Annotated in this window: 17 protein-coding genes; 5 read left to right on the top strand and 12 right to left on the bottom strand. The window is 54.5% G+C overall.

Annotated features, from left to right (window positions below; genetic code table 11):
• Positions 1–43: 43 nt before the first annotated feature.
• The 8 genes from fabG to HC248_RS03880 form a co-directional block, all read right to left on the bottom strand.
• Positions 44–793, bottom strand: a complete 750-nt coding sequence (gene fabG, locus HC248_RS03915; protein WP_168921362.1) for a 3-oxoacyl-ACP reductase FabG — start codon at positions 791–793, stop codon at positions 44–46.
• Entirely contained in the window at positions 790–1,740 is a 951-nt protein-coding gene (gene fabD / locus HC248_RS03910; RefSeq protein ID WP_168921361.1) for an ACP S-malonyltransferase, read from the bottom strand. Before fabD ends, fabG begins: the two co-directional genes overlap by 4 nt.
• Positions 1,737–2,345: a hypothetical protein gene (locus HC248_RS03905; protein ID WP_168921360.1), complete on the bottom strand. Its 609-nt coding sequence runs from the start codon at positions 2,343–2,345 to the stop codon at positions 1,737–1,739. Before HC248_RS03905 ends, fabD begins: the two co-directional genes overlap by 4 nt.
• Positions 2,326–3,672: a sialidase family protein gene (locus HC248_RS03900; RefSeq protein ID WP_238342708.1), complete on the bottom strand. Its 1,347-nt coding sequence runs from the start codon at positions 3,670–3,672 to the stop codon at positions 2,326–2,328. Before HC248_RS03900 ends, HC248_RS03905 begins: the two co-directional genes overlap by 20 nt.
• A 38-nt stretch (positions 3,673–3,710) precedes the next feature.
• Positions 3,711–4,688, bottom strand: a complete 978-nt coding sequence (locus HC248_RS03895) for a beta-ketoacyl-ACP synthase III (RefSeq protein ID WP_168923655.1) — start codon at positions 4,686–4,688, stop codon at positions 3,711–3,713.
• A 22-nt stretch (positions 4,689–4,710) separates the two neighbouring features.
• Entirely contained in the window at positions 4,711–5,817 is a 1,107-nt protein-coding gene (gene plsX / locus HC248_RS03890; protein ID WP_168921359.1) for a phosphate acyltransferase PlsX, read from the bottom strand.
• Between the two features lie 88 nt (positions 5,818–5,905).
• A complete protein-coding gene (rpmF, locus tag HC248_RS03885) occupies positions 5,906–6,085 on the bottom strand; it encodes a 50S ribosomal protein L32 (RefSeq protein WP_168921358.1) in 180 nt (59 codons plus the stop codon).
• A gap of 267 nt (positions 6,086–6,352) precedes the next feature.
• A complete protein-coding gene (locus HC248_RS03880) occupies positions 6,353–6,904 on the bottom strand; it encodes a YceD family protein (protein ID WP_168921357.1) in 552 nt (183 codons plus the stop codon).
• 26 nt (positions 6,905–6,930) lie between these two features.
• On the opposite strand from HC248_RS03880, the gene HC248_RS03875 reads away from it, so the two are divergent.
• Positions 6,931–7,605: a Maf family nucleotide pyrophosphatase gene (locus HC248_RS03875; RefSeq protein WP_168921356.1), complete on the top strand. Its 675-nt coding sequence runs from the start codon at positions 6,931–6,933 to the stop codon at positions 7,603–7,605.
• The gene (locus HC248_RS03870) at positions 7,602–8,378 is read left to right on the top strand and encodes an SAM-dependent methyltransferase (RefSeq protein ID WP_168921355.1); all 777 of its coding nucleotides are present in this window, start codon (positions 7,602–7,604) and stop codon (positions 8,376–8,378) included. Before HC248_RS03875 ends, HC248_RS03870 begins: the two co-directional genes overlap by 4 nt.
• A 129-nt stretch (positions 8,379–8,507) precedes the next feature.
• Here the strand turns inward: HC248_RS03870 and HC248_RS03865 are convergent, their stop codons facing one another.
• Genes HC248_RS03865 through HC248_RS03850 form a run of 4 tightly spaced genes read right to left on the bottom strand, consistent with a single transcriptional unit; the run spans position 8,508 to position 11,732 of the window.
• Positions 8,508–9,488, bottom strand: coding sequence for a S49 family peptidase (locus HC248_RS03865; protein WP_168921354.1), 981 nt, complete (start codon positions 9,486–9,488; stop codon positions 8,508–8,510).
• Positions 9,489–9,527: 39 nt separating this feature from the next.
• Positions 9,528–9,893, bottom strand: coding sequence for a Rieske (2Fe-2S) protein (locus HC248_RS03860; RefSeq protein WP_168921353.1), 366 nt, complete (start codon positions 9,891–9,893; stop codon positions 9,528–9,530).
• 12 nt (positions 9,894–9,905) lie between these two features.
• On the bottom strand, positions 9,906–10,565 hold the full coding sequence (locus HC248_RS03855; RefSeq protein ID WP_168921352.1) for an HAD family hydrolase: 660 nt from the start codon (positions 10,563–10,565) through the stop codon (positions 9,906–9,908).
• A gap of 51 nt (positions 10,566–10,616) precedes the next feature.
• The gene (locus HC248_RS03850; protein ID WP_168921351.1) at positions 10,617–11,732 is read right to left on the bottom strand and encodes an RluA family pseudouridine synthase; all 1,116 of its coding nucleotides are present in this window, start codon (positions 11,730–11,732) and stop codon (positions 10,617–10,619) included.
• Positions 11,733–12,361: 629 nt separating this feature from the next.
• On the opposite strand from HC248_RS03850, the gene HC248_RS03845 reads away from it, so the two are divergent.
• From HC248_RS03845 to HC248_RS03835, 3 genes are all read left to right on the top strand, one after another.
• A complete protein-coding gene (locus tag HC248_RS03845; RefSeq protein WP_168921350.1) occupies positions 12,362–15,565 on the top strand; it encodes an Rne/Rng family ribonuclease in 3,204 nt (1,067 codons plus the stop codon).
• A gap of 345 nt (positions 15,566–15,910) precedes the next feature.
• On the top strand, positions 15,911–16,897 hold the full coding sequence (locus HC248_RS03840; RefSeq protein WP_238342707.1) for an ABC transporter ATP-binding protein: 987 nt from the start codon (positions 15,911–15,913) through the stop codon (positions 16,895–16,897).
• On the top strand, positions 16,894–18,228 hold the full coding sequence (locus HC248_RS03835) for a hypothetical protein (protein WP_168921349.1): 1,335 nt from the start codon (positions 16,894–16,896) through the stop codon (positions 18,226–18,228). Before HC248_RS03840 ends, HC248_RS03835 begins: the two co-directional genes overlap by 4 nt.
• Positions 18,229–18,264 lie beyond the last annotated feature (36 nt).

The raw sequence follows: 18,264 nt of genomic DNA, 5'->3' as shown, positions 1-18,264 counted from the left end.
CGTGTACTAAATGACAAAAAAGTCTGCGCGTATGGCACGGCAATTAAGCCATGTGCATGCCGCCATTGACGTGAATTTCCTGACCCGTAATGTACGCCGCCTCTGGGCTGGCGACAAATACGACCGCGTGCGCAATATCTTGAGGCTTACCCAAGTGTCCCAGTGGAATCTGGCCAAGCAGGGATTTTTGTTGCTCAAGACTCAAGCCCGCCGTCATATCCGTCTCGATAAAACCCGGCGCTATGCAATTGACAGTGATGTTACGTGAGCCCAATTCCCGCGCCAAAGCGCGAGTCATACCAGCGACACCGGCCTTAGCCGCAGCGTAATTGGCTTGACCCGCATTACCGGAGGTGCCTACCACCGAAGTAATGCTGATGATGCGCCCATAGCGTTGTTTCATCATGGTGCGCATCACGGCCCGGCTCATACGAAAAACAGCTTTGAGATTGGTATCTAACACCGCGTCCCAGTCGTCATCTTTTAAGCGCATAGCCAGCATATCCCGGGTGATGCCGGCATTGTTAACCAGCACCTGCAAACCACCGTGTTCCTTGACCAGTGCGTCTATCAACGCCTCAGCAGCACTGACATCATTGACGTCTAGCTTGCGCCCAGAACAACCGTCAAAGGCCGACAGCGTCTGGCTGATTTTGCTTGCGCCTTCCTCCGTGGTGGCCGTGCCAATCACTTTGAGACCTTTTTGCGCCAGTTCTAGCGCAATAGCAGCACCTATGCCGCGCGATGCGCCTGTGACCAGTGCAATTTGTCCGGCAAATTTAACGTCGCTCATTTGATTGATTCCTTTACCTGGGCCATGCTGGCCGGGTCGAACAAGGGCATACCGTTCAACTCCGGGTCAATTCTCTTAGCCAAACCTGCCAATACTTTACCCGGGCCGCATTCGACTATGCAGGAAACGCCTCTGGCCTTTATTGCCTGCACACACTCGACCCAACGAACTGGGCCAAATGCTTGGCGAAATAGCGCGGCACGAATCGCGTCAACATCAGTCTCTACACTCACGTCAATGTTGTTGATGACGGGAATACTCGGTGCAGCAAATGCAGTTTCTTGCAGCTTTTGCAGCAACTTGTCTGCCGCCGGCCGCATTAAACTTGAATGAAATGGTGCGGACACCGACAGCAGCAGCGCGCGCTTAGCGCCTGCCGCCTTAAGCACTTCGCAGGCTTTATCGACGGCAGCCTTGCTTCCGGCGATAACCGTCTGCATAGGATCGTTAAAGTTCACGGCCTCTACAACCTCGCGGCTATCCATCGTAAAACTTGCCATTGCTTCGGCACAGCCGGCAATCACCTTGGCCGCGTCAAGGCCAAGAATGGCGGCCATAGCACCCATACCTACCGGCACTGCGTCTTGCATAGCCTGAGCCCTAAAACGCACCAAGGGCGCTGCCTGCGTCAGCGTCAACACACCGGCTGCAACCAAAGCGGAATACTCCCCCAGCGAGTGGCCAGCCAACACCGCAGGCGCCATGCCGGTCTCGGCCATCCAGATGCGGTAAGCCGCAACCCCGGCAACTAGCATGACTGGCTGGGTATTGGTGGTCAGAGCCAGCAGCTCTTTAGGTCCTTGGCTGATCAGCAGGCCGATATCAAGGTCCAAAGCATCAGAGGCTTCAGCCAGTGTTTGGCGCAGCACCGCATGGTCGGCCCAGCCATCTAGCATGGCCACGGACTGGGAGCCCTGGCCGGGAAAAACAAATGCAAAAGGTTTCAAGTCAGTTTCTCCAATAATCGTTTGATAGCGTACTTGATGCAGTAAGCAAGCGAGAAAACCGCCAACCAAGGGTCCAGCAGGTAGTCCCAAAGGTTATTCGATTCCATCAGCCCAGCGGACCAAGCCAACAGGGCCAACGCGGTCAAGCCGGGTAGTAATCGTAAACCGACAAACCAGCTGGCCAGACAAACCAGCAGCAGCCCTAGCTGCATAGACAGCGAACCCCAACCGAGTCGGTAAGCATCCCAGTTACCCCAACCCAAGGCTGTCGGGTAGAGCACTATGGCGCTCACGGCTAACACAGCATAAAGGCTGAGTCGCTCACGCTCAGGCAGTCTTGCCGTCCCAAAAAGTCGCGTTTGTAATGACAAGCAGCTCAAAGCCACGAGTGTGATGCTCAGGTCTGAGACTATGCCGCGCAGATAGCCCGCCATAGGAATAGCGCTCAAACCCACAGGCCACCACAGACTTATCAGCAACAGCAGCACCAACCAGCGCGCGGCCGGCTGTGGCAGGCGACGACTAAGCGGCAGGCACAGCAGTCCAGCACACAGCGCTAGGTTCACGCCTAGCAGGGCCACAAAATCAGTGAGCGGTGGGAACATGGGTATCAGCCAAAGGCTTGAGCGGATCAAAACGCAGGTATTTAATGCGGCTGCGGTGCCAGGTGTAAATCAAATGCATATAACCGTCGCGGCTTTGCAGCAAATAAGGGTAGGAATACTCAAGCGAGCAAGCCTTGACACCACACAGCTGACGTCTAGCGCTAGCCACATATTCAGCCGTTTGTGCTGCATTGGCGCCAGCAGCTAGCAGTTCTTTGCTGAGTAAATTTTCGTAGGCCTCAATGCTGAGCAACTGGCCTGGCGTGGGAGAAGTCTCTACCGTCATAGGTCTAGCAGCGTCAAAACTCGCGCCCTTGCCAGCACTGATTAAATCCAGCACTTGACGGGTGTTTTGCTGGGTGTTGAGTGCCAGCCAGCTCGTGCCATCACGCGCAGTGACACCGGCTAACGCAGAGTCTGGGTTATGCCATGCTATGGGCTCGGCTGGCGACCAGTGTTTGCCACCATCCACCGTAGCTGAACGCATTACCGACTGAGCCTGTCCCGAGCGCATAAATATCTGCGCATTTTGCTCATCAGCGGGCAGTAAGACCGGCTGTAAATCAGTCTGACTATTCGGTATGCGAAGCTTATCGAGCACCTGCCCGTTTGCATCCAGACGCAACACCTCAGCAAACTTGGTTGCGAACTCGTGATAAACCGGCAATGCAATCTGCCCATTCTCCAGTGCCACTGGATTACCTTTGACCAGCGTGCTGATATTGAGAAACGGCGAGGTCACTAATCGGCGCATTGGGCTCCAGCTGAGGCCGTCGTCAACTGAGCGCATATAGCTAATCGAACTACCGGCCCAACCGCCCAGTGAGACAGTGACCATCCACAGATAAAGCGAGCCGTCGGGCGCACGGCCAATGACGGGATTGCCAATTTTTTTGACGTAGCGCCAAAGATCGCGCTCTATCTGGTGGCGCTCTAGCAGCGTTTTTTCCGCGCCCCATTGCATGGCAGTAGTGTCGAGCACCGCTGTTTGAATAGTGACATCGCCCGCACCCTCACGCGAGCCAGAAAACCAGACGGCGCGCAAATTGCCATTGTTTAGCTCGACCAGTGTGGCTGCATGCACGGATTGGCCGGGTAGGGCCGAAACAAAGTGGGCATCGTATTGAAGGCTGGGGCTACTAAGGGCCGGAGTCGACACAGGCATAGCCGCTGCAGGCGCTGCAACGACGTCGCTGAGCGGAAAGGATTTATACGCCGTTGGTTGGAAAGCATAGTCCGCAGGCGGCGCACGCAGCAGCGTCTTCGCGCCAGCAGCCACGAAAGCCAAGGCCAGTACAAAAGCGAGTAACTGGTCAGCGCGCCGCATGCCGCCAGTCAAAAATTATCAACACAGGACTGGGCATCTCAGTAGTTAAGAACCACTGCACCCCAAGTGAAACCACCGCCTACGCCTTCTAGCAACAAGGTGTCACCCTTTTTAATACGTCCATCACGCACAGAAACATCTAGCGCCAAAGGTATAGAGGCAGCCGAAGTATTACCATGCTGATCGACCGTGACAATGACTTTTTCCAACGGCAACTTGAGCCGCTTAGCGGTGCTTTGCATGATGCGAATATTTGCCTGATGCGGAATCAGCCAGTCAACGTCAGTCGCACTCAAGCCAGCTTTCTCAAGCGCGGCATGTGCAGTTTTCTCAAGCACGCCAACGGCGAGTTTGAATACGGCTTGGCCGTCCATCTTAAGTAAGGGATCACCCAAAATTTTGCCGCCATAGACGTTGCCAGGGACGCACAAAATGCCAGCGTATTTGCCATCGGCATGCAAGTCGCTAGATAAAATACCTGGCGTACTGGAAGCTTCCAACACGACTGCGCCGGCGCCATCGCCAAACAGCACGCAAGTGCCGCGATCGGTAAAGTCAAGAAGTCGCGAAAATACTTCGGCGCCTATGACCAGCGCTTTATTAGCCGTGCCAGTTTTGATCAAGGAGTCGGCCATGGTCAGCGCGAAAATAAAACCGCTGCAAACAGCCTGAACATCAAACGCGGGGCAACCATGAATGCCAAGCTTGGCTTGCAAGATACAGGCGGTTGAAGGAAACACCATGTCGGGCGTAGATGTCGCCACAATAATCAAGTCTATGTCTTCAGGCTTTAGACCAGCCGCTTCAATTGCACGTCTTCCAGCTTCAACCGCTAAATCACTGCTGCACACATCAGGCTCAGCAAAGTGACGTGCATGTATGCCAGTGCGCTCGACTATCCATTGGTCTGAGCTTTCAATGCCCTTGGCAGCCAATTCGGCAACTAGGTCGGCATTGGTCAATCGTTTGGGGGGCAGAAAACTTCCGGTTCCGGTGATGCGAGAGTAGCGGGTCATGAGGGTCATTGATCTATGTTGGTCAAGCCGGATTGACTGTGAGAACAACCGGCTCTGGCGTCGATAAGGTGGCTACATCAGCAATAGGTGCAGCCTGTGCCGCGAGCAGCAATGGCGCTGCATGCGCTATGCGTTCACGAACTCGCTCTAAAAGATTGTTCCGAGCCGCATCATAAGCCCGATTCAGAGCGCGCTCGAAAGCAAATGCATCTGCAGAACCATGACTTTTAAACACCAAACCTTGCAAACCAAGCAACGCTGCACCGTTGTAACGCCTGTGATCAACACGTTTTTTAAACGCATTTAAAACCGGATAGGCCACGATAGCTGCAGCTTTGGTAAAGATATTGCGTGAAAACTCAGCCTTCATGAAAGCACCAATCATGCTGGCCAGACCTTCACTGGCCTTTAGCGCCACATTACCCACGAAACCGTCACAAACAACTATGTCGGTAGTGCCCTTAAAAATATCATTACCTTCAACATTACCGTAAAAATTGAGGTCGCCAGAACTGGCTGCTGAACGCAGTAATTCGCCGGCTTTTTTGATCACTTCGCTGCCTTTAATGGCCTCTTCACCAATATTGAGTAAACCAACGCTAGGCGAGTCATTGCCGCCAATAGCGGCGACCAGAGCCGAACCCATGACTGCGAACTGGAGCAAGTGATCGGCACTGCAATCTACATTGGCGCCTAAATCCAGCACGGTAGTGGCACCGCCGGCAGCATTCGGCAACTGCGTAGCAATCGCTGGCCTATCAATACCATCCATTGTTTTGAGGACATAGCGGGCAATCGCCATTAACGCGCCGGTATTGCCGGCCGAAACAGCAGCCTGTGCAGCACCAAGCTTTACTTGGTTGATGGCAAGACGCATGGAAGAATTTTTCTTGCGCCTAAGGGCCACTTCAATGCTGTCGTCCATGCTCACCACGTCACTGGCTGAAATAACTTCACAGCGACCACTGGCTATGAGTTGTGCGTAATGGGGGTGACGAGACAGCACTTCAGGCTGACCAACCAAAATCAAGCTTGCATCGGCATGACCTTGCAAAAAGGCAAGACTGGCAGCGACCGTGACACGCGGGCCGAAATCTCCACCCATAGCATCTACAGCAATTCTGATCATGAAACGGCCACTACAGTCATAAAAATAAAATGCTGCGCCAAAAGAAAAGCCCGCAGTATGAGTGCGGGCTAGTGCTTAGCGCTCTGAATTAATCAGATTTAGTTTTGAGCACCTTACGGCCGCGGTAAAAACCGGTTGGGCTGATGTGGTGACGCAAATGGATCTCACCAGTGGTGGATTCCACTGCGATGCCTGGCACGTTAAGTGCATTGTGCGAGCGGTGCATACCGCGCTTCGAAGGTGACTTTTTGTTCTGCTGGACGGCCATAATCCGCTCCTGTTACAACACTGGTGGGGTGTAGGGTTGGTAAATTGCGCACCAGACTCAAAGTCACAAGCGGGAGATTTTGTCGTCTTAAAAAATAGAACTTCAAAATCTTGCCGCAGCTTAACAATCAATGTTTAGTACGCGAAGCCTTTGATTATAGCTGGGAATCTTATCGCCCCAAAAGTTGGGAGACAGTCACCAAAGAACAGCACTCTAGTGAAGAATTATCCCCTGCTATTTTCAGCTTCTTTCTTGCCTGTATTAGCCTTATTTCTTGCCTTTTAACTGAGCCAACACCGCGAAAGGATTAGGCTTTTCGGCCAAAGTCAGCGCTTCTTCCTCGGCACCGCTTTGAGCGCTTTGCATAACCGGTGGCACGGGACATTGCTCATGCATAGGCACCAGTGGCAAGGCCATTAGCAGCTCATCTTCCAGTACTGCGAGCAGGTCAAATTGCGGCTCCATCACCAACAGGTCTTCCTCGGACTCGTCGTCTTGCAGCATGGCAACTTCCTCGCTGGCGACAAAACGGTACCACTGGTTGACCTCAAGAGGCATGCTCAGCGCCGTCATGCAGCGTTGGCAAGTTAATGCCAGCTTCGTCGTGGCTTGCAAGTGCAGCCAAATATCGTCTTCTGGAGTAGAGCCCTTACGCAGCTCCGCGCTGGCTTGCCAGACAACGGTTGCATCGTCTTGCTTAAGGCTGGTTTCATGCGCGAGGCGCGAAAATTGTTGCAGTGGCGTGGTCTCTGCGTACGACACAGCCTCTTGAGCAAAGGCCTGTATATTGAGTTGGTTGGCTTGAATCATTCTGGTCATAGCAAGCAGTGTAAGAGAATCAAGCCATGAACTTTGACAAGCCCGGCGCTTTAGCCGCAATCCCTCCCACTTATAGCCAGCCGTCTCGCCCCTTGATACTCGGCTCAAGCTCAATTTACAGGCGCGAGCTACTCCAGCGCCTACGTATCCCGTTCGATAGCGTCTCACCAGAACTTGACGAGAGTGCTCAAGCTGGCGAAACCCCCGCTGATCTCGCTATGCGCTTGGCGCTGGAAAAAGCCAACACAGTGGCAAAAACCAATCCACAAGCGGTTGTGATTGGCTCCGATCAAGTCGCTGATCTTGCAGGCGAGTCGCTGGGTAAACCTGGCAACCACGAACGCGCTGTAACCCAGTTGCGCCGTATGCGCGGCCAGTCCGTCGTGTTTCAAACTGCGGTCGCCGTGGTTTGCCTTGAAATCGGTTTTTCAGAGTGCCGCTTGGCAGCAGTACGGGTTAAGTTTCGCGACTTGAGCGATGACGAGATTGAAAACTACTTGCGCGCCGAACAACCCTACGACTGTGCTGGCAGCGCCAAAAGCGAAGGTCTTGGCATTGCTTTACTCGACGCCATTGACAGCGATGACCCAACCGCATTAATCGGTCTACCTTTAATTCGCACTTGCGCCATGCTGCGCGCCGCCGGCATTGATTTGCTAGGCGGACAACACTTAACGAAAAACACAAAGGCCAATGCATGACCGCCGCCAACTCGACCCCAAAAGGCAAACTCTATTTAGTACCCGCCCCACTCGACTTTGGTTGCAACAGCCAGACTCCGCTAGCCGAAGTCATGCCCATGGAAACCGTACGCGCTGCCGCACTGTTAACGCACTGGGTTTGCGAGAACGCTAAGAGCACGCGCGCTTACCTCAAACGCGTGGGCGAGTTGCAGCCACTGGCTTGCACGGTGCAAGAGCAAAAAATTCAAGAACTACCGCGAGAGGTGCATAAGAAAGGCGATCACAACGGCAACTTCGACGCACGGCCGCTGCTAGCGGCTGCACTAGCCGGTCACGACATGGGCTTGGTCAGCGAAGCCGGTATGCCGGCGATTGCCGATCCAGGCTCTTCTGTGGTGCGAGCAGCGCACGACTTAGGCATAACAGTCGTTGCATTGGGTGGACCTATGTCACTGATGTTGGCGCTGGCGTCTAGCGGTCTGAATGGACAGAGCTTTGCCTTTGTCGGCTATCTGCCGCAAGAGTCAGGTGAGCGCGCACAACGCATTCGCGAACTCGAGTCGTTGGCACTAAAAACCGGTCAAACGCAAATTTTTATTGAAACGCCTTACCGCAATACCGTGCTTTTAGGCGCACTTCTGCAAACACTGCACGGCAATACACGGCTAGCACTTAGTTGTGGCTTGACGCTGGAGAAAAGCTGGTCTTTTAGCGCCTTGACCTCGGGTTGGAAAAAGAGCAAACCCACGCCGCCACTAGATTTGCCAGCAGTGTTCTGTATTGGGCGATAAGGCTTGCTCTAGAAATCAAAGTCAAGGCCAGAAAAGGCTGCATTTAAAGCCTTTTATCTCAACGCCTACACAGCGGCGAGAGCGACATGCCTTGGCAGCGCCTCGCCTCTAAAAAGGGTTTGAGTCAGTTTAGTGAATTGAAGGAATAGATTTAAACGCCTTCATGCCGCCCTCGCCTATGGCAGCACCAAACTTCTTAGCCAGACGTTCAGCAACATTGTCACGCTTGGTGTAATCAACTATGTCCTCGGTCTTGACGACTTCACGCGCCACATAGTCAAGACTACCCAGATGATCGGCCAATCCGAGCTCTATGGCTTGCTGGCCAGTCCAGAACAGGCCTGTGAACATCTCTGGTGTTTCCTTCAGTCGTTGGCCGCGCCCGGCTTTGACCACACCGATAAATTGCTGGTGAATCTGGTTGAGCATGGTCTGCGCAAAAGCGCGTTGCTTTTCGGTCTGAATGCTAAACGGATCTAAAAATCCTTTGTTCTCGCCAGCAGTCAGCAAGCGGCGCTCGACGCCGAGTTTGTCCATCAAACCGGTAAAACCAAAACCATCCATCAACACGCCAATGCTGCCCACAATACTGGCTTTATCGACAAAAATTTGGTCGGCTGAAACCGCAATGTAATAAGCAGCTGAGGCACAGGTTTCTTCAACCACGGCGTAAACCGGTTTTTTGTACTTGGCCTTTAAACGCAAAATCTCATCATTCATCATGCCGGCCTGAACCGGGCTGCCGCCGGGCGAGTTGATCAGCAGCACGACGGCTTTGGAGCCACTGTCTTCAAACGCAGCGCGCAAGGCAGCGTTCACAAACTCAGCGCTGGCGTCTGAGCCTGCAGCAATCTCACCCTTGATTTCAACCACGGCAGTATGCGGTGATGAGACATCGGCAACCGGTGCGGCGGTCCGCAAACCCAACCACAACAAGGCTACAAAAAAGGCCAGCCATGAAAGACGCACAAAGGTCTTCCAACGGCGCGTGGACTTTTGCTCGACGAGAGCGGCAAAAGCTAACTTTTCAAGCGTTGCACGCTCCCAAGCTGGCGCGGCAGAGGCGCTTTGCGGCGCTGGATTGTTTTCAAGATGATTGGATTCAGTCATGAGAGAAATAAGGGCTACTTAAAAAATTAAAGAAATAAATCAAAAAGCCAAGGGCTTGAGCTTGTAAGAGCCATGCCAATAAACGATACCGTCGGATTCTGACAGCATTATCTTGACCAGACCACCACGACAAGGACCACCAGCACATTCACCACTGGCAGGATGGTAGGCCGCACCATGACTGGCACACAACAACCATTGGCCACTGCCGTCAAAAACTTGATTCGCTTGCCAGTCCAACTCCATTGCAACATGCGTGCAACGGTTGAGATAGGCCTGAACATGGCCGTCAAAACGCACAGCAAAAGCGCGGCATGTCTGGCCGGCATAAACCACATCGAATGGCATGGCCAGACCGCGATCTTGTAGCTGAGAGCTGGAGCAAAGCGTTTGCAAATCATCCATGGAATTAGCGCCTTAGTCCTGCAGCAGCAACCAGTCGTGCAGCGAGCGTACCGAGTGCGCCAGATGGCGTGGACCTAGCGCTGTCAAGGCTTCGCTGCCATGCGCGCCATAACTCACCGCAACACTGGGGCAGCCGGCATTGATCGCCATTTGCAAATCATGTGTGGTGTCTCCGATCATGAGCAGGCGACTGGCTGGCACACCGAACTCAGTAGCAAGCTCATGCAGCATTCGGGGATTGGGTTTGCCAGCCGTTTCATCAGCCGTACGCGAGCCGTCAAACATGCCCTTGAGCGCCACATTGCGCAGCGCCTCATCAAGGCCAAGACGCGATTTTCCGGTAGCAACAGCGAGCAAATAGCCGCGCTCTTTGAGGCTTACCAATAAAGGCAGCACGCCATCGAACAAGCTCAAATCATCAATGTGTTTGGCGTAGTGGTGGCGATAACGCTCACCCAACGCTGGGTATTTATCCTGAGGTACATCTGGCGCGGCATGAGCCAACGCCTGCATCAGGCCAAGGCCTATCACGTAGCCAGCGGCTTCGTCACTAGGCACCGTACCTCCAACATCAGCCACAGCCGCTTGGATGCAGCGGATGATGCTGGCCGTCGAGTCATACAAGGTGCCGTCCCAGTCGAAGGCGATCAAGTCAAATTGTCTAGTTTGCATGCTGTTATTGTGACCCGGCAGCTAGTACGCTGCCGCTTTGGGGTTGTTGACTCAGTCTAGCGTGGGGAGCGGTAAAAACTGCTGCAGCTCTGGCGGTAGCTCAGACTGCAACTGTATGGTTTTTCGGGTCTTGGGATGGTTGAACTTAAGCGTCCAGGCATGCAAAAACATGCGCTTGAGCGCCGGCGCACCGGCTACTATTTTTTGCAAGGCTTTATTCAGTTCAAAGTCACCGTATTTATCATCGCCTGCTATCGGATGACCTTCGCCGGCCAAGTGCACGCGAATCTGATGCGTACGACCGGTCTTAATCGTTACCTCAAGCAAGCTAAAAGCGGTGTTTGGTGTAGAGGATCGCCGAGGTGCTATTACAGCCCGGGGCTTGACCAATGTGATAGAACGCATGCCATCGGGATGCTCGTTAGGCACAATTTTCACGCGCCGCTCACCATTAGGGAGCAGATATTTATGCAAGGCCTTGTCAATCACGCGCCGACTAGGTGACCACTCGCCACTGACTAATGCGAGGTAGACCTTGTCCGTTTCACGCTCACGGAACTGCTCTTGCAGCAGTTTGAGCGCCATGCGGCGCTTGGCGATTAGCAAGATACCGCTGGTTTCGCGGTCTAGCCTGTGCACCAGTTCTAAAAAGTCCGCCTCTGGTCTGGCCATACGCAGTTGCTCTATCACTCCAAAACTCACGCCGCTGCCGCCATGCACGGCAACGCCAGCGGGCTTATCGATGGCGAGCAAAAAGTCGTCTTCAAACAGCACCGGAAATTCAGCCGCTGGCGCGAAACCGCCTACGCTTGAAGTCGCACCATGATTGGCCACCAGCTGCGCCATAACCTCGGCTTTTTCCAGCGCTCGGTCTGAAGTGCGAACCGGTGGCAGGCGCACCACGTCACCGGTCTGCACGCGGGTCTCGGCCTGCGCCCTGCCCTTGTTAATACGCACTTCGCCGCTGCGAATAATGCGGTAGACATGGGTTTTTGGTACGCCTTTGAGTTGGCGTATTAAAAAATTATCCAGCCGCTGACCGGCGTAATCTTCATCCACCGTGACCAGTGTGGCCTGGGCTGTCGGTTGCGGTGACGCGCTCGACAGCGCCTTGTCTGACTTGGCTGCAACCTGAGGGCTGCGCCGATTGGCTAAATCTGTGGCCATGGTCTTGGCTACCCCTATAATATGTTTCACTAGCGATGCGCTGTAAGTAGTTGATTTGTCTAGATTTTAATCTACACAAGCTCTGAGTCGGGAGAACCGGCCGGTACAAACCATGCACAGCCGCGCTGGAAGGTCGACGCCCAAGACTGTCAACGCCCCCAAGCCATGCGTGCCAAGCACCTGTCTTGCCGCTGTTTGGCAGTAAAAAGTCGACGTTTTGCGAATACAACTACGGAATACCATGCCCGCAGCCCTAGTCATACACAACCGGCTGCAGGCGGATCAATGAGATCAAGTCTTTTAAACAGGTCGCCCCTTGAGAACAACACTGATTAGTCTGATAGATACATGCCTGCGGCGCCTCATGGCCCTGCTTTTGGGCATGCATCAGCCTACAGCTCTTGCTCAGAGTGCGCTTGAAGCTATTTTTTTTGTAGCACGTACCTGTCAGACCCCTGCTCACTCCATCCACGCGCCCACGCCCAGACCGCTAAGCTGACTAATCAATAGTAAGCACTAGGCGCCGTCAAAAGCTCTCCGGCAATTCCCCACGTTCGCACTGCGTCAGCTTTCGGCGTCAATTACCCATTTTGGGTTTGAAACGAATAGAACGAAAAAGGTTGAGCACTATGAAACGGATGCTGGTAAACGCCACACAATCAGAAGAACGCCGTCTGGCGATAGTTGACGGACAAAAACTCTTAGACTACGAAATCGAAATCGAAGGCCGCGAACAACGCAAAGGCAACATCTATAAAGCCGTCGTCACACGCGTAGAGCCATCCTTGGAAGCCTGCTTCGTCGACTACGGCGAAGACCGTCACGGCTTTTTGCCTTTCAAAGAAATCTCGCGTCAATACTTCGCCCAAGGCGTGCCAGTCAATCAGGCACGTATTAGCGACGTGATCCGCGAAGGCCAGGAAATGCTGGTCCAAGTCGAAAAAGAAGAGCGCGGTAACAAAGGTGCGGCGCTAACAACTTTTGTCTCGCTAGCTGGACGCTACGTTGTACTGATGCCGAACAACCCACGTGGTGGCGGTGTTAGCCGCCGCATTGAGGGCGACGACCGGGCCGAGCTCAAAGAAGCCATGGACCAGCTCGAATACCCGGGCGGCATGAGCATCATCGCGCGCACCGCCGGCATTGGCCGCAGCGCGCCAGAGTTGCAGTGGGACTTGAACTACCTGCTCAAGCTCTGGACCGCCATTGACGGCGCCAGCAAGGGCAAGGGCGCTTTCCTGATTTATCAGGAATCTAGCCTAGTCATTCGCGCCATCCGCGACTATTTCAACAGCGACATCGGCGACATTTTGTTCGACACCGACGACGTCTACGAGCAAGCGCGCCAATTCATGGCCCACGTAATGCCTGAGCATGAGCACCGCGTTAAGCGCTACCGTGACGACGCGCCTTTGTTCTCGCGTTTCCAGATCGAGCACCAAATCGAATCGGCCTATGCCCGCACGGTACAACTGCCATCCGGCGGCGCTATCGTGATTGACCATACCGAAGCCTTGGTTTCTGTTGACGTCAACTCGGCCCGCGCCATCAAGGGCGGGGACATCGAAGAGACCGCAACCCGCACCAACTTAGAAGCCGCCGACGAAGTCGCACGCCAGATGCGCTTACGCGATTTGGGTGGCCTGATCGTGATCGACTTTATCGACATGGAAGAGTCACGCAACCGCCGTGATGTGGAAAACCGCCTGCGCGACGCGCTGCGCCAAGACCGCGCCCGTGTGCAGTTCGGCACCATCAGCAAATTCGGCCTGATGGAGATGAGCCGCCAGCGCCTGCGTCCAGCCCTCTCAGAAGGTGCCTCGATTCCTTGCCCACGTTGCGGCGGTTCAGGCCATATTCGCGACACCGAGAGCTCGGCATTGCAAATTTTGCGCATCATCCAAGAAGAGTCGCTCAAAGACAGCACCGCCTCCGTGCTGTGCCAGGTACCCGTCGACGTGGCGTCTTTCCTGCTCAATGAAAAGCGTTCAGAAATCAGCAAAATTGAACTCAAGCAACGCATCAACGTGCTGCTAGTACCCAACAAAACGCTGGAGACTCCCAACTACCGCCTAGAGCGCCTCAAGCACGACGACCCGCGCCTTGACAACATCGAAGCGAGCTACAAAATGGCCGTCGAGATGGACGACACAACAGCCGTGACGCGCCGCAGCCAAGAAAAGCAAAACCGTCAAGAGCCCATCATCAAAGGCGTGTTGCCCGATGCACCGGCGCCCATGGTTCCACCTAAGCCGCAAGCCACCGCAGCAGCACCGATTCCGGTTGCTGTACCAGCGGAAAAAGGCTTTTTTGGTTGGATCAAGGATTTGTTTTCTGCCGAACCGGCAGTCGCAGAGCCAGCAACACCCGCACCAGAAGTGAAAAAAGAAGAGCGCGACACCGCACGCCGTGACGGCCGCGGTGGCCGCGAAGGTGGCAGAGATGGTCGCCGTGGTGGACGCAACCGCAATGACGCTCGCACCGAAGGTAAAGCTGATGGACGCGCTGATGGTCGTCCAGTCTCAGAAGGTCGAGCAGAAGGCCGAACAGATGGCCGCCCAGCCGATGGTCGCAACGAAGCCCGCGGTGAGCGTGCTGAAGGCGGTCGTTCTGAAGGCCGTGGCGGTGAGCGCCGCGAACGCAATCCAGAAGGTCGCACTGAACGCCCAACCGGTGAAGGCCGCGCAGAATCACCGCGCAACCAAGAGACTCGTGAGCCACGTGAACCGCGCGCCGAAGGTGGCCGCGAACCGCGTGAACCACGCGAGCCCCGCGCAGAAGGTGGCCGTGAGCCACGTGAACCCCGCGCAGAAGGCAGTCGTGGTCGCCGCGAACGGCCAGAGCGCACAGACCGCATTGCTCGCGATCCAGTAGAGCAGGACTTGGCACTGGCCAATCAAGCCGCCATGGCCGCTGCCGGTAACTCGGAAGAGCAGCGCCAAGAACGTGCACCTCAAGATCGCTCCAACCAAGAAGCCGTTCAAGGCCAACGTGCCGAGCGCGGCGATGGTCGCCGTGAACGTGGTGCGGAACGCGGTGGTGAGCGTGGCGGTCGTCGCAACGAGCGCCGTGTTGAAGAAGACAGTGCTCAGCAAAACTTGGCACTTGATGCGCAAGCAGCGCCACAAGCCCGTGACGTTTCGGCTCAGCTCGATAACGCACCCCTTGCCGATCGCAGTGAAGGAAACGGTCCAGACGCAGAAGTAGGCGCCGATCAGCGCCCACCACGCCGCAGCCGCGACCGTTATGGCCGCGAACGCCGCGAACGCGGTGATGCTGACAACCGCGAAAGCCGCGCGCCGCAAGCTGCAAGCAACGACTTTCAGCCTAGCCAACCACCGGCCTATGCCGAGACTAATGCTGCCGAGTTTGCGCCTGAGTTTGTAGCCAACACAGCAGCTGCACAGGCGCCTGCGTTGACCGCACCTCCTGTAGCCGCTGTTGCACCTGTAGCAGCTGTGACTCCAACGCCAGTTGCGACTCCAGCACCGGCAGCACAAGCCAAGCCTGTCGAAGCACCCGTTGTAGTGGCACCAGCCACCATAGCCACCGCCCCAGCCGCCGGACAAGCCTTGCCGCAAATTGACAGCTACGCCTTGCCAATGCAAGACTTAGCCGACGTCGCCCAGTCTTCGGGTTTGCAGTGGGTCAATTCCAACACGGCAAAAATTGCCCAGGTCGCCGCAGCGATTGCAGCTGAAGCCAAGCCTGTGCATGTACCGCGTATGCGTCCAGTGGCCGTCGTCAGTGGCGAAGGTCCGTTAGTTTTGGTTGAAACCAAGCGCGACCTGAGCGCCATGGCTTTGCCTTCAGAAGACAAGCCAGCGGCATAAAAAGCAGCCCTAGCCTGAGCGATTAAGCTCAGACAAAACCCGCCCTAACTTAACCGTTTCGGCGGGTTTTTTTACGCTGGTAAAAATTAAATCACTCAGGCTAATGGAGAATCAATTGCGCGGCTATTCGGTCAAAGCAGCTTGGTTTAATTAGCAGCAGAAAAAATGCTATTACTAGTGCGAACGAACACACAAAAACGTTGCAGTCGTTGCTCAACATAGCCAGCAGACTCAAGTTGGCATACCGCATTAATACGCTGCATTAATACGAATAACCGCTTGTCAGCCAGCTCAGACAGACACTAAGATTCGCGCACAAAAAGTGAACTCAGTGAAAGTACTGTCATGGTTTCTGCTACCCATTACCCTTTTAGCGCCGCATCGGACATCGTCCAGATTCGCAACCTAAGTTACGAGGACCCAGGCGTACGCGCTCTTAACAATCTCAGCTTTAACGTGGCCCGTGGCAGTGTGACAGCGCTGGTTGGCCCCAACGGGGCTGGAAAATCTACTCTACTGCGCTGCATGGCAGCTTTAGAGCAAGCATTCGATGGCGACATATCAGTCGACGGCATTGATGTAGGAGAGCAAGCGCGCGAATGCCACCGGCGCATAGGCTATTTATCTGACTTTTATGGTTTGTACGATTCGCTATCCGTCAGGCAATGCCTAACTTATGCCGCACTGTCTCAGGGTCTGTTAAAAAATGCGGTGTCCAGCGCGGTTGAGCAAACCGCGCAACAACTCAATCTCAGCCTCAAACTAGACACCATCAGTAAAACACTCTCCCGCGGCCAGCGCCAGCGCCTAGCGATAGGTCAGGCCTTAATCCATACGCCAGCGCTACTCATACTCGATGAGCCTGCCTCGGGTTTAGATCCCGAGGCAAGGCATGAATTGGCCACCTTGTTTTCTCAGCTGCGTGCAGCCGGCATGACCTTGATCGTGTCTTCTCACATCTTGGCTGAGCTAGATGAATACTCCACCCACCTGCTAGTCATTCGCCAAGGCTGCATTGTCGAGAACCGCGCTCTGAACTCAGACAGCGCCAGGGCTGAACGCATACACGTTAGCGTGCAATGGGCGCAACCGGTAGAGAGCCGCTTAGTGGCGCAGTTGATTGCGCCGCTTGGCGGCGTCGAGCTGGTTCAGACAAGTGCGCATGAAGCGCTCTTTTTAGTGCCACCCGAGCCTTGCGCGCGCCAAGCACTGCTCAGCGCCTTAGTCCTAGGAGGTTTGCCTGTTAGCGCCTTTGAGCCGAAACAAGAAAATTTACACCAATCGTATTTACGCATCATGCAATCGGCAAATCAAAAGGGAGATCAGCAATGAACAACCCAGAACTACGCCGCAATCTGTGGCTTGAGATAACACCGCACCGCATGCTGCTCATGCCGCTGCTGCTTGGCTTGGTATTTGTGATGGTCGGCATGCTGACAGATCCGAACAAGGTAAATGAATACCTAGCCGCGGCTGGGCTAGGCGGCTTTATGCTGATCAGTTTTGGCTGGGGCACGCAGTTAGCCGCTAAGGCGTTTAGTGACGAACTGGCGGAGCGCACTTGGGATTGGCAGCGTTTGTCCGCAATGGGTCCTTGGACTATTACTTGGGGCAAGCTGTTGGGTGCGACCGCATTTACCTGGTATGGCGGCTTTCTCTGCTTATCGGTATTTTTAATTTATGCGCCCGCCAAACCATTTACCGACCCAATCCAAACTGCTTTGACTGTCGTTTTTTTGGCTATCACAGCCCACGCCTGCGCACTGGCATTAGCTGTACAGCTTACGCGCCAAGACCCGCTGAAAAAAAGCAGTCCCTTAATCATTTTTTTCGCCCTCCTAATTACTTCTGGAATGCTGAGCTTTAGATCGATTCGGTTAGTCGTCAATCCAACTTTTGAAGCACCGATTTATTGGTACGGTTGGATTATGAATAACGCCAACTTTGTCTTAGCGACGGTTGTCTTCTTTGCGGGGTGGGCATTAGTGGGCGCATACCGCACGCTATGTCAAGCGCTTACAGTGCGCACGGTGCCCATCGTATTACTTGGATTTATAGCCACTGCTGCGCTGTACTGGACTGGCTTTAAAACGGCAGGCTTACCCCATATTCAGACAGTCGCTTGGTGTGTATGGACGTTGTCGATTGTGCTTAGCTACTTCATGCTGTGCTTCGAACCCAGCGGTCCAATAGTGGTGCGGCGGATACTGTGCCGTATCAAACTTAGGCAATGGCGACGTGCTGCGGAGGAACTACCGTGTTGGCCCGTCAGTGTCGCTTGTGCTCTTTTTTGCGCCTTGATCTTGATTGCATTGCGCCCCATTGGTGAGATGTCTACATTTCTGCCGAAATTTATACTCGAACCTCTGCCAGTAGTGCTCTTGCTAGTGCGCGACGCCGGTATATTCATGTTCTTCGCTGCAGCAGCCAAGCCGCGACGCTTAGTTGGCTCACTATTAGTCTACCTAGTGATACTAAACTTGGTGCTGCCTGGAGCACTGCACGCACTAGGCGCGGAGTTTGCTGCGGGCCTGGTTCTACCCCTGTACGCTGAAGGCAAAACTATGCAGTCGCTCACAGCCCTACTTCAGGTAGTCATTGCATGGTCACTAGCCAGCCGACGAATCCGCGACCGCTGGGCTTTCACACGAGTGAATGTTTAAAAAATACGGCCGTTTGACGGTGTGAAAAGTAGCCAG

This window comes from Polaromonas vacuolata, assembly GCF_012584515.1.
Classification (GTDB): Bacteria; Pseudomonadota; Gammaproteobacteria; order Burkholderiales; family Burkholderiaceae_C; genus Polaromonas; species Polaromonas vacuolata.
Note: the sequence above shows the minus strand (reverse complement) of the source record. Positions and strands in the feature narration are given on the sequence as shown.

Coding starts and splice junctions, on each gene's coding strand:
- HC248_RS03845 (WP_168921350.1), top strand. CDS start 12,362: ATGAAACGGATGCTGGTAAACGCCACACAATCAGAAGAACGCCGTCTG.
- rpmF (WP_168921358.1), bottom strand. CDS start 6,085: ATGGCCGTCCAGCAGAACAAAAAGTCACCTTCGAAGCGCGGTATGCAC.
- HC248_RS03850 (WP_168921351.1), bottom strand. CDS start 11,732: ATGGCCACAGATTTAGCCAATCGGCGCAGCCCTCAGGTTGCAGCCAAG.
- HC248_RS03870 (WP_168921355.1), top strand. CDS start 7,602: ATGACCGCCGCCAACTCGACCCCAAAAGGCAAACTCTATTTAGTACCC.
- plsX (WP_168921359.1), bottom strand. CDS start 5,817: ATGATCAGAATTGCTGTAGATGCTATGGGTGGAGATTTCGGCCCGCGT.
- HC248_RS03880 (WP_168921357.1), bottom strand. CDS start 6,904: ATGACCAGAATGATTCAAGCCAACCAACTCAATATACAGGCCTTTGCT.
- HC248_RS03875 (WP_168921356.1), top strand. CDS start 6,931: ATGAACTTTGACAAGCCCGGCGCTTTAGCCGCAATCCCTCCCACTTAT.
- HC248_RS03855 (WP_168921352.1), bottom strand. CDS start 10,565: ATGCAAACTAGACAATTTGACTTGATCGCCTTCGACTGGGACGGCACC.
- HC248_RS03860 (WP_168921353.1), bottom strand. CDS start 9,893: ATGGATGATTTGCAAACGCTTTGCTCCAGCTCTCAGCTACAAGATCGC.
- HC248_RS03840 (WP_238342707.1), top strand. CDS start 15,911: ATGGTTTCTGCTACCCATTACCCTTTTAGCGCCGCATCGGACATCGTC.
- HC248_RS03905 (WP_168921360.1), bottom strand. CDS start 2,345: ATGTTCCCACCGCTCACTGATTTTGTGGCCCTGCTAGGCGTGAACCTA.
- fabG (WP_168921362.1), bottom strand. CDS start 793: ATGAGCGACGTTAAATTTGCCGGACAAATTGCACTGGTCACAGGCGCA.
- HC248_RS03895 (WP_168923655.1), bottom strand. CDS start 4,688: ATGACCCGCTACTCTCGCATCACCGGAACCGGAAGTTTTCTGCCCCCC.
- HC248_RS03900 (WP_238342708.1), bottom strand. CDS start 3,672: ATGCGGCGCGCTGACCAGTTACTCGCTTTTGTACTGGCCTTGGCTTTC.
- HC248_RS03865 (WP_168921354.1), bottom strand. CDS start 9,488: ATGACTGAATCCAATCATCTTGAAAACAATCCAGCGCCGCAAAGCGCC.
- HC248_RS03835 (WP_168921349.1), top strand. CDS start 16,894: ATGAACAACCCAGAACTACGCCGCAATCTGTGGCTTGAGATAACACCG.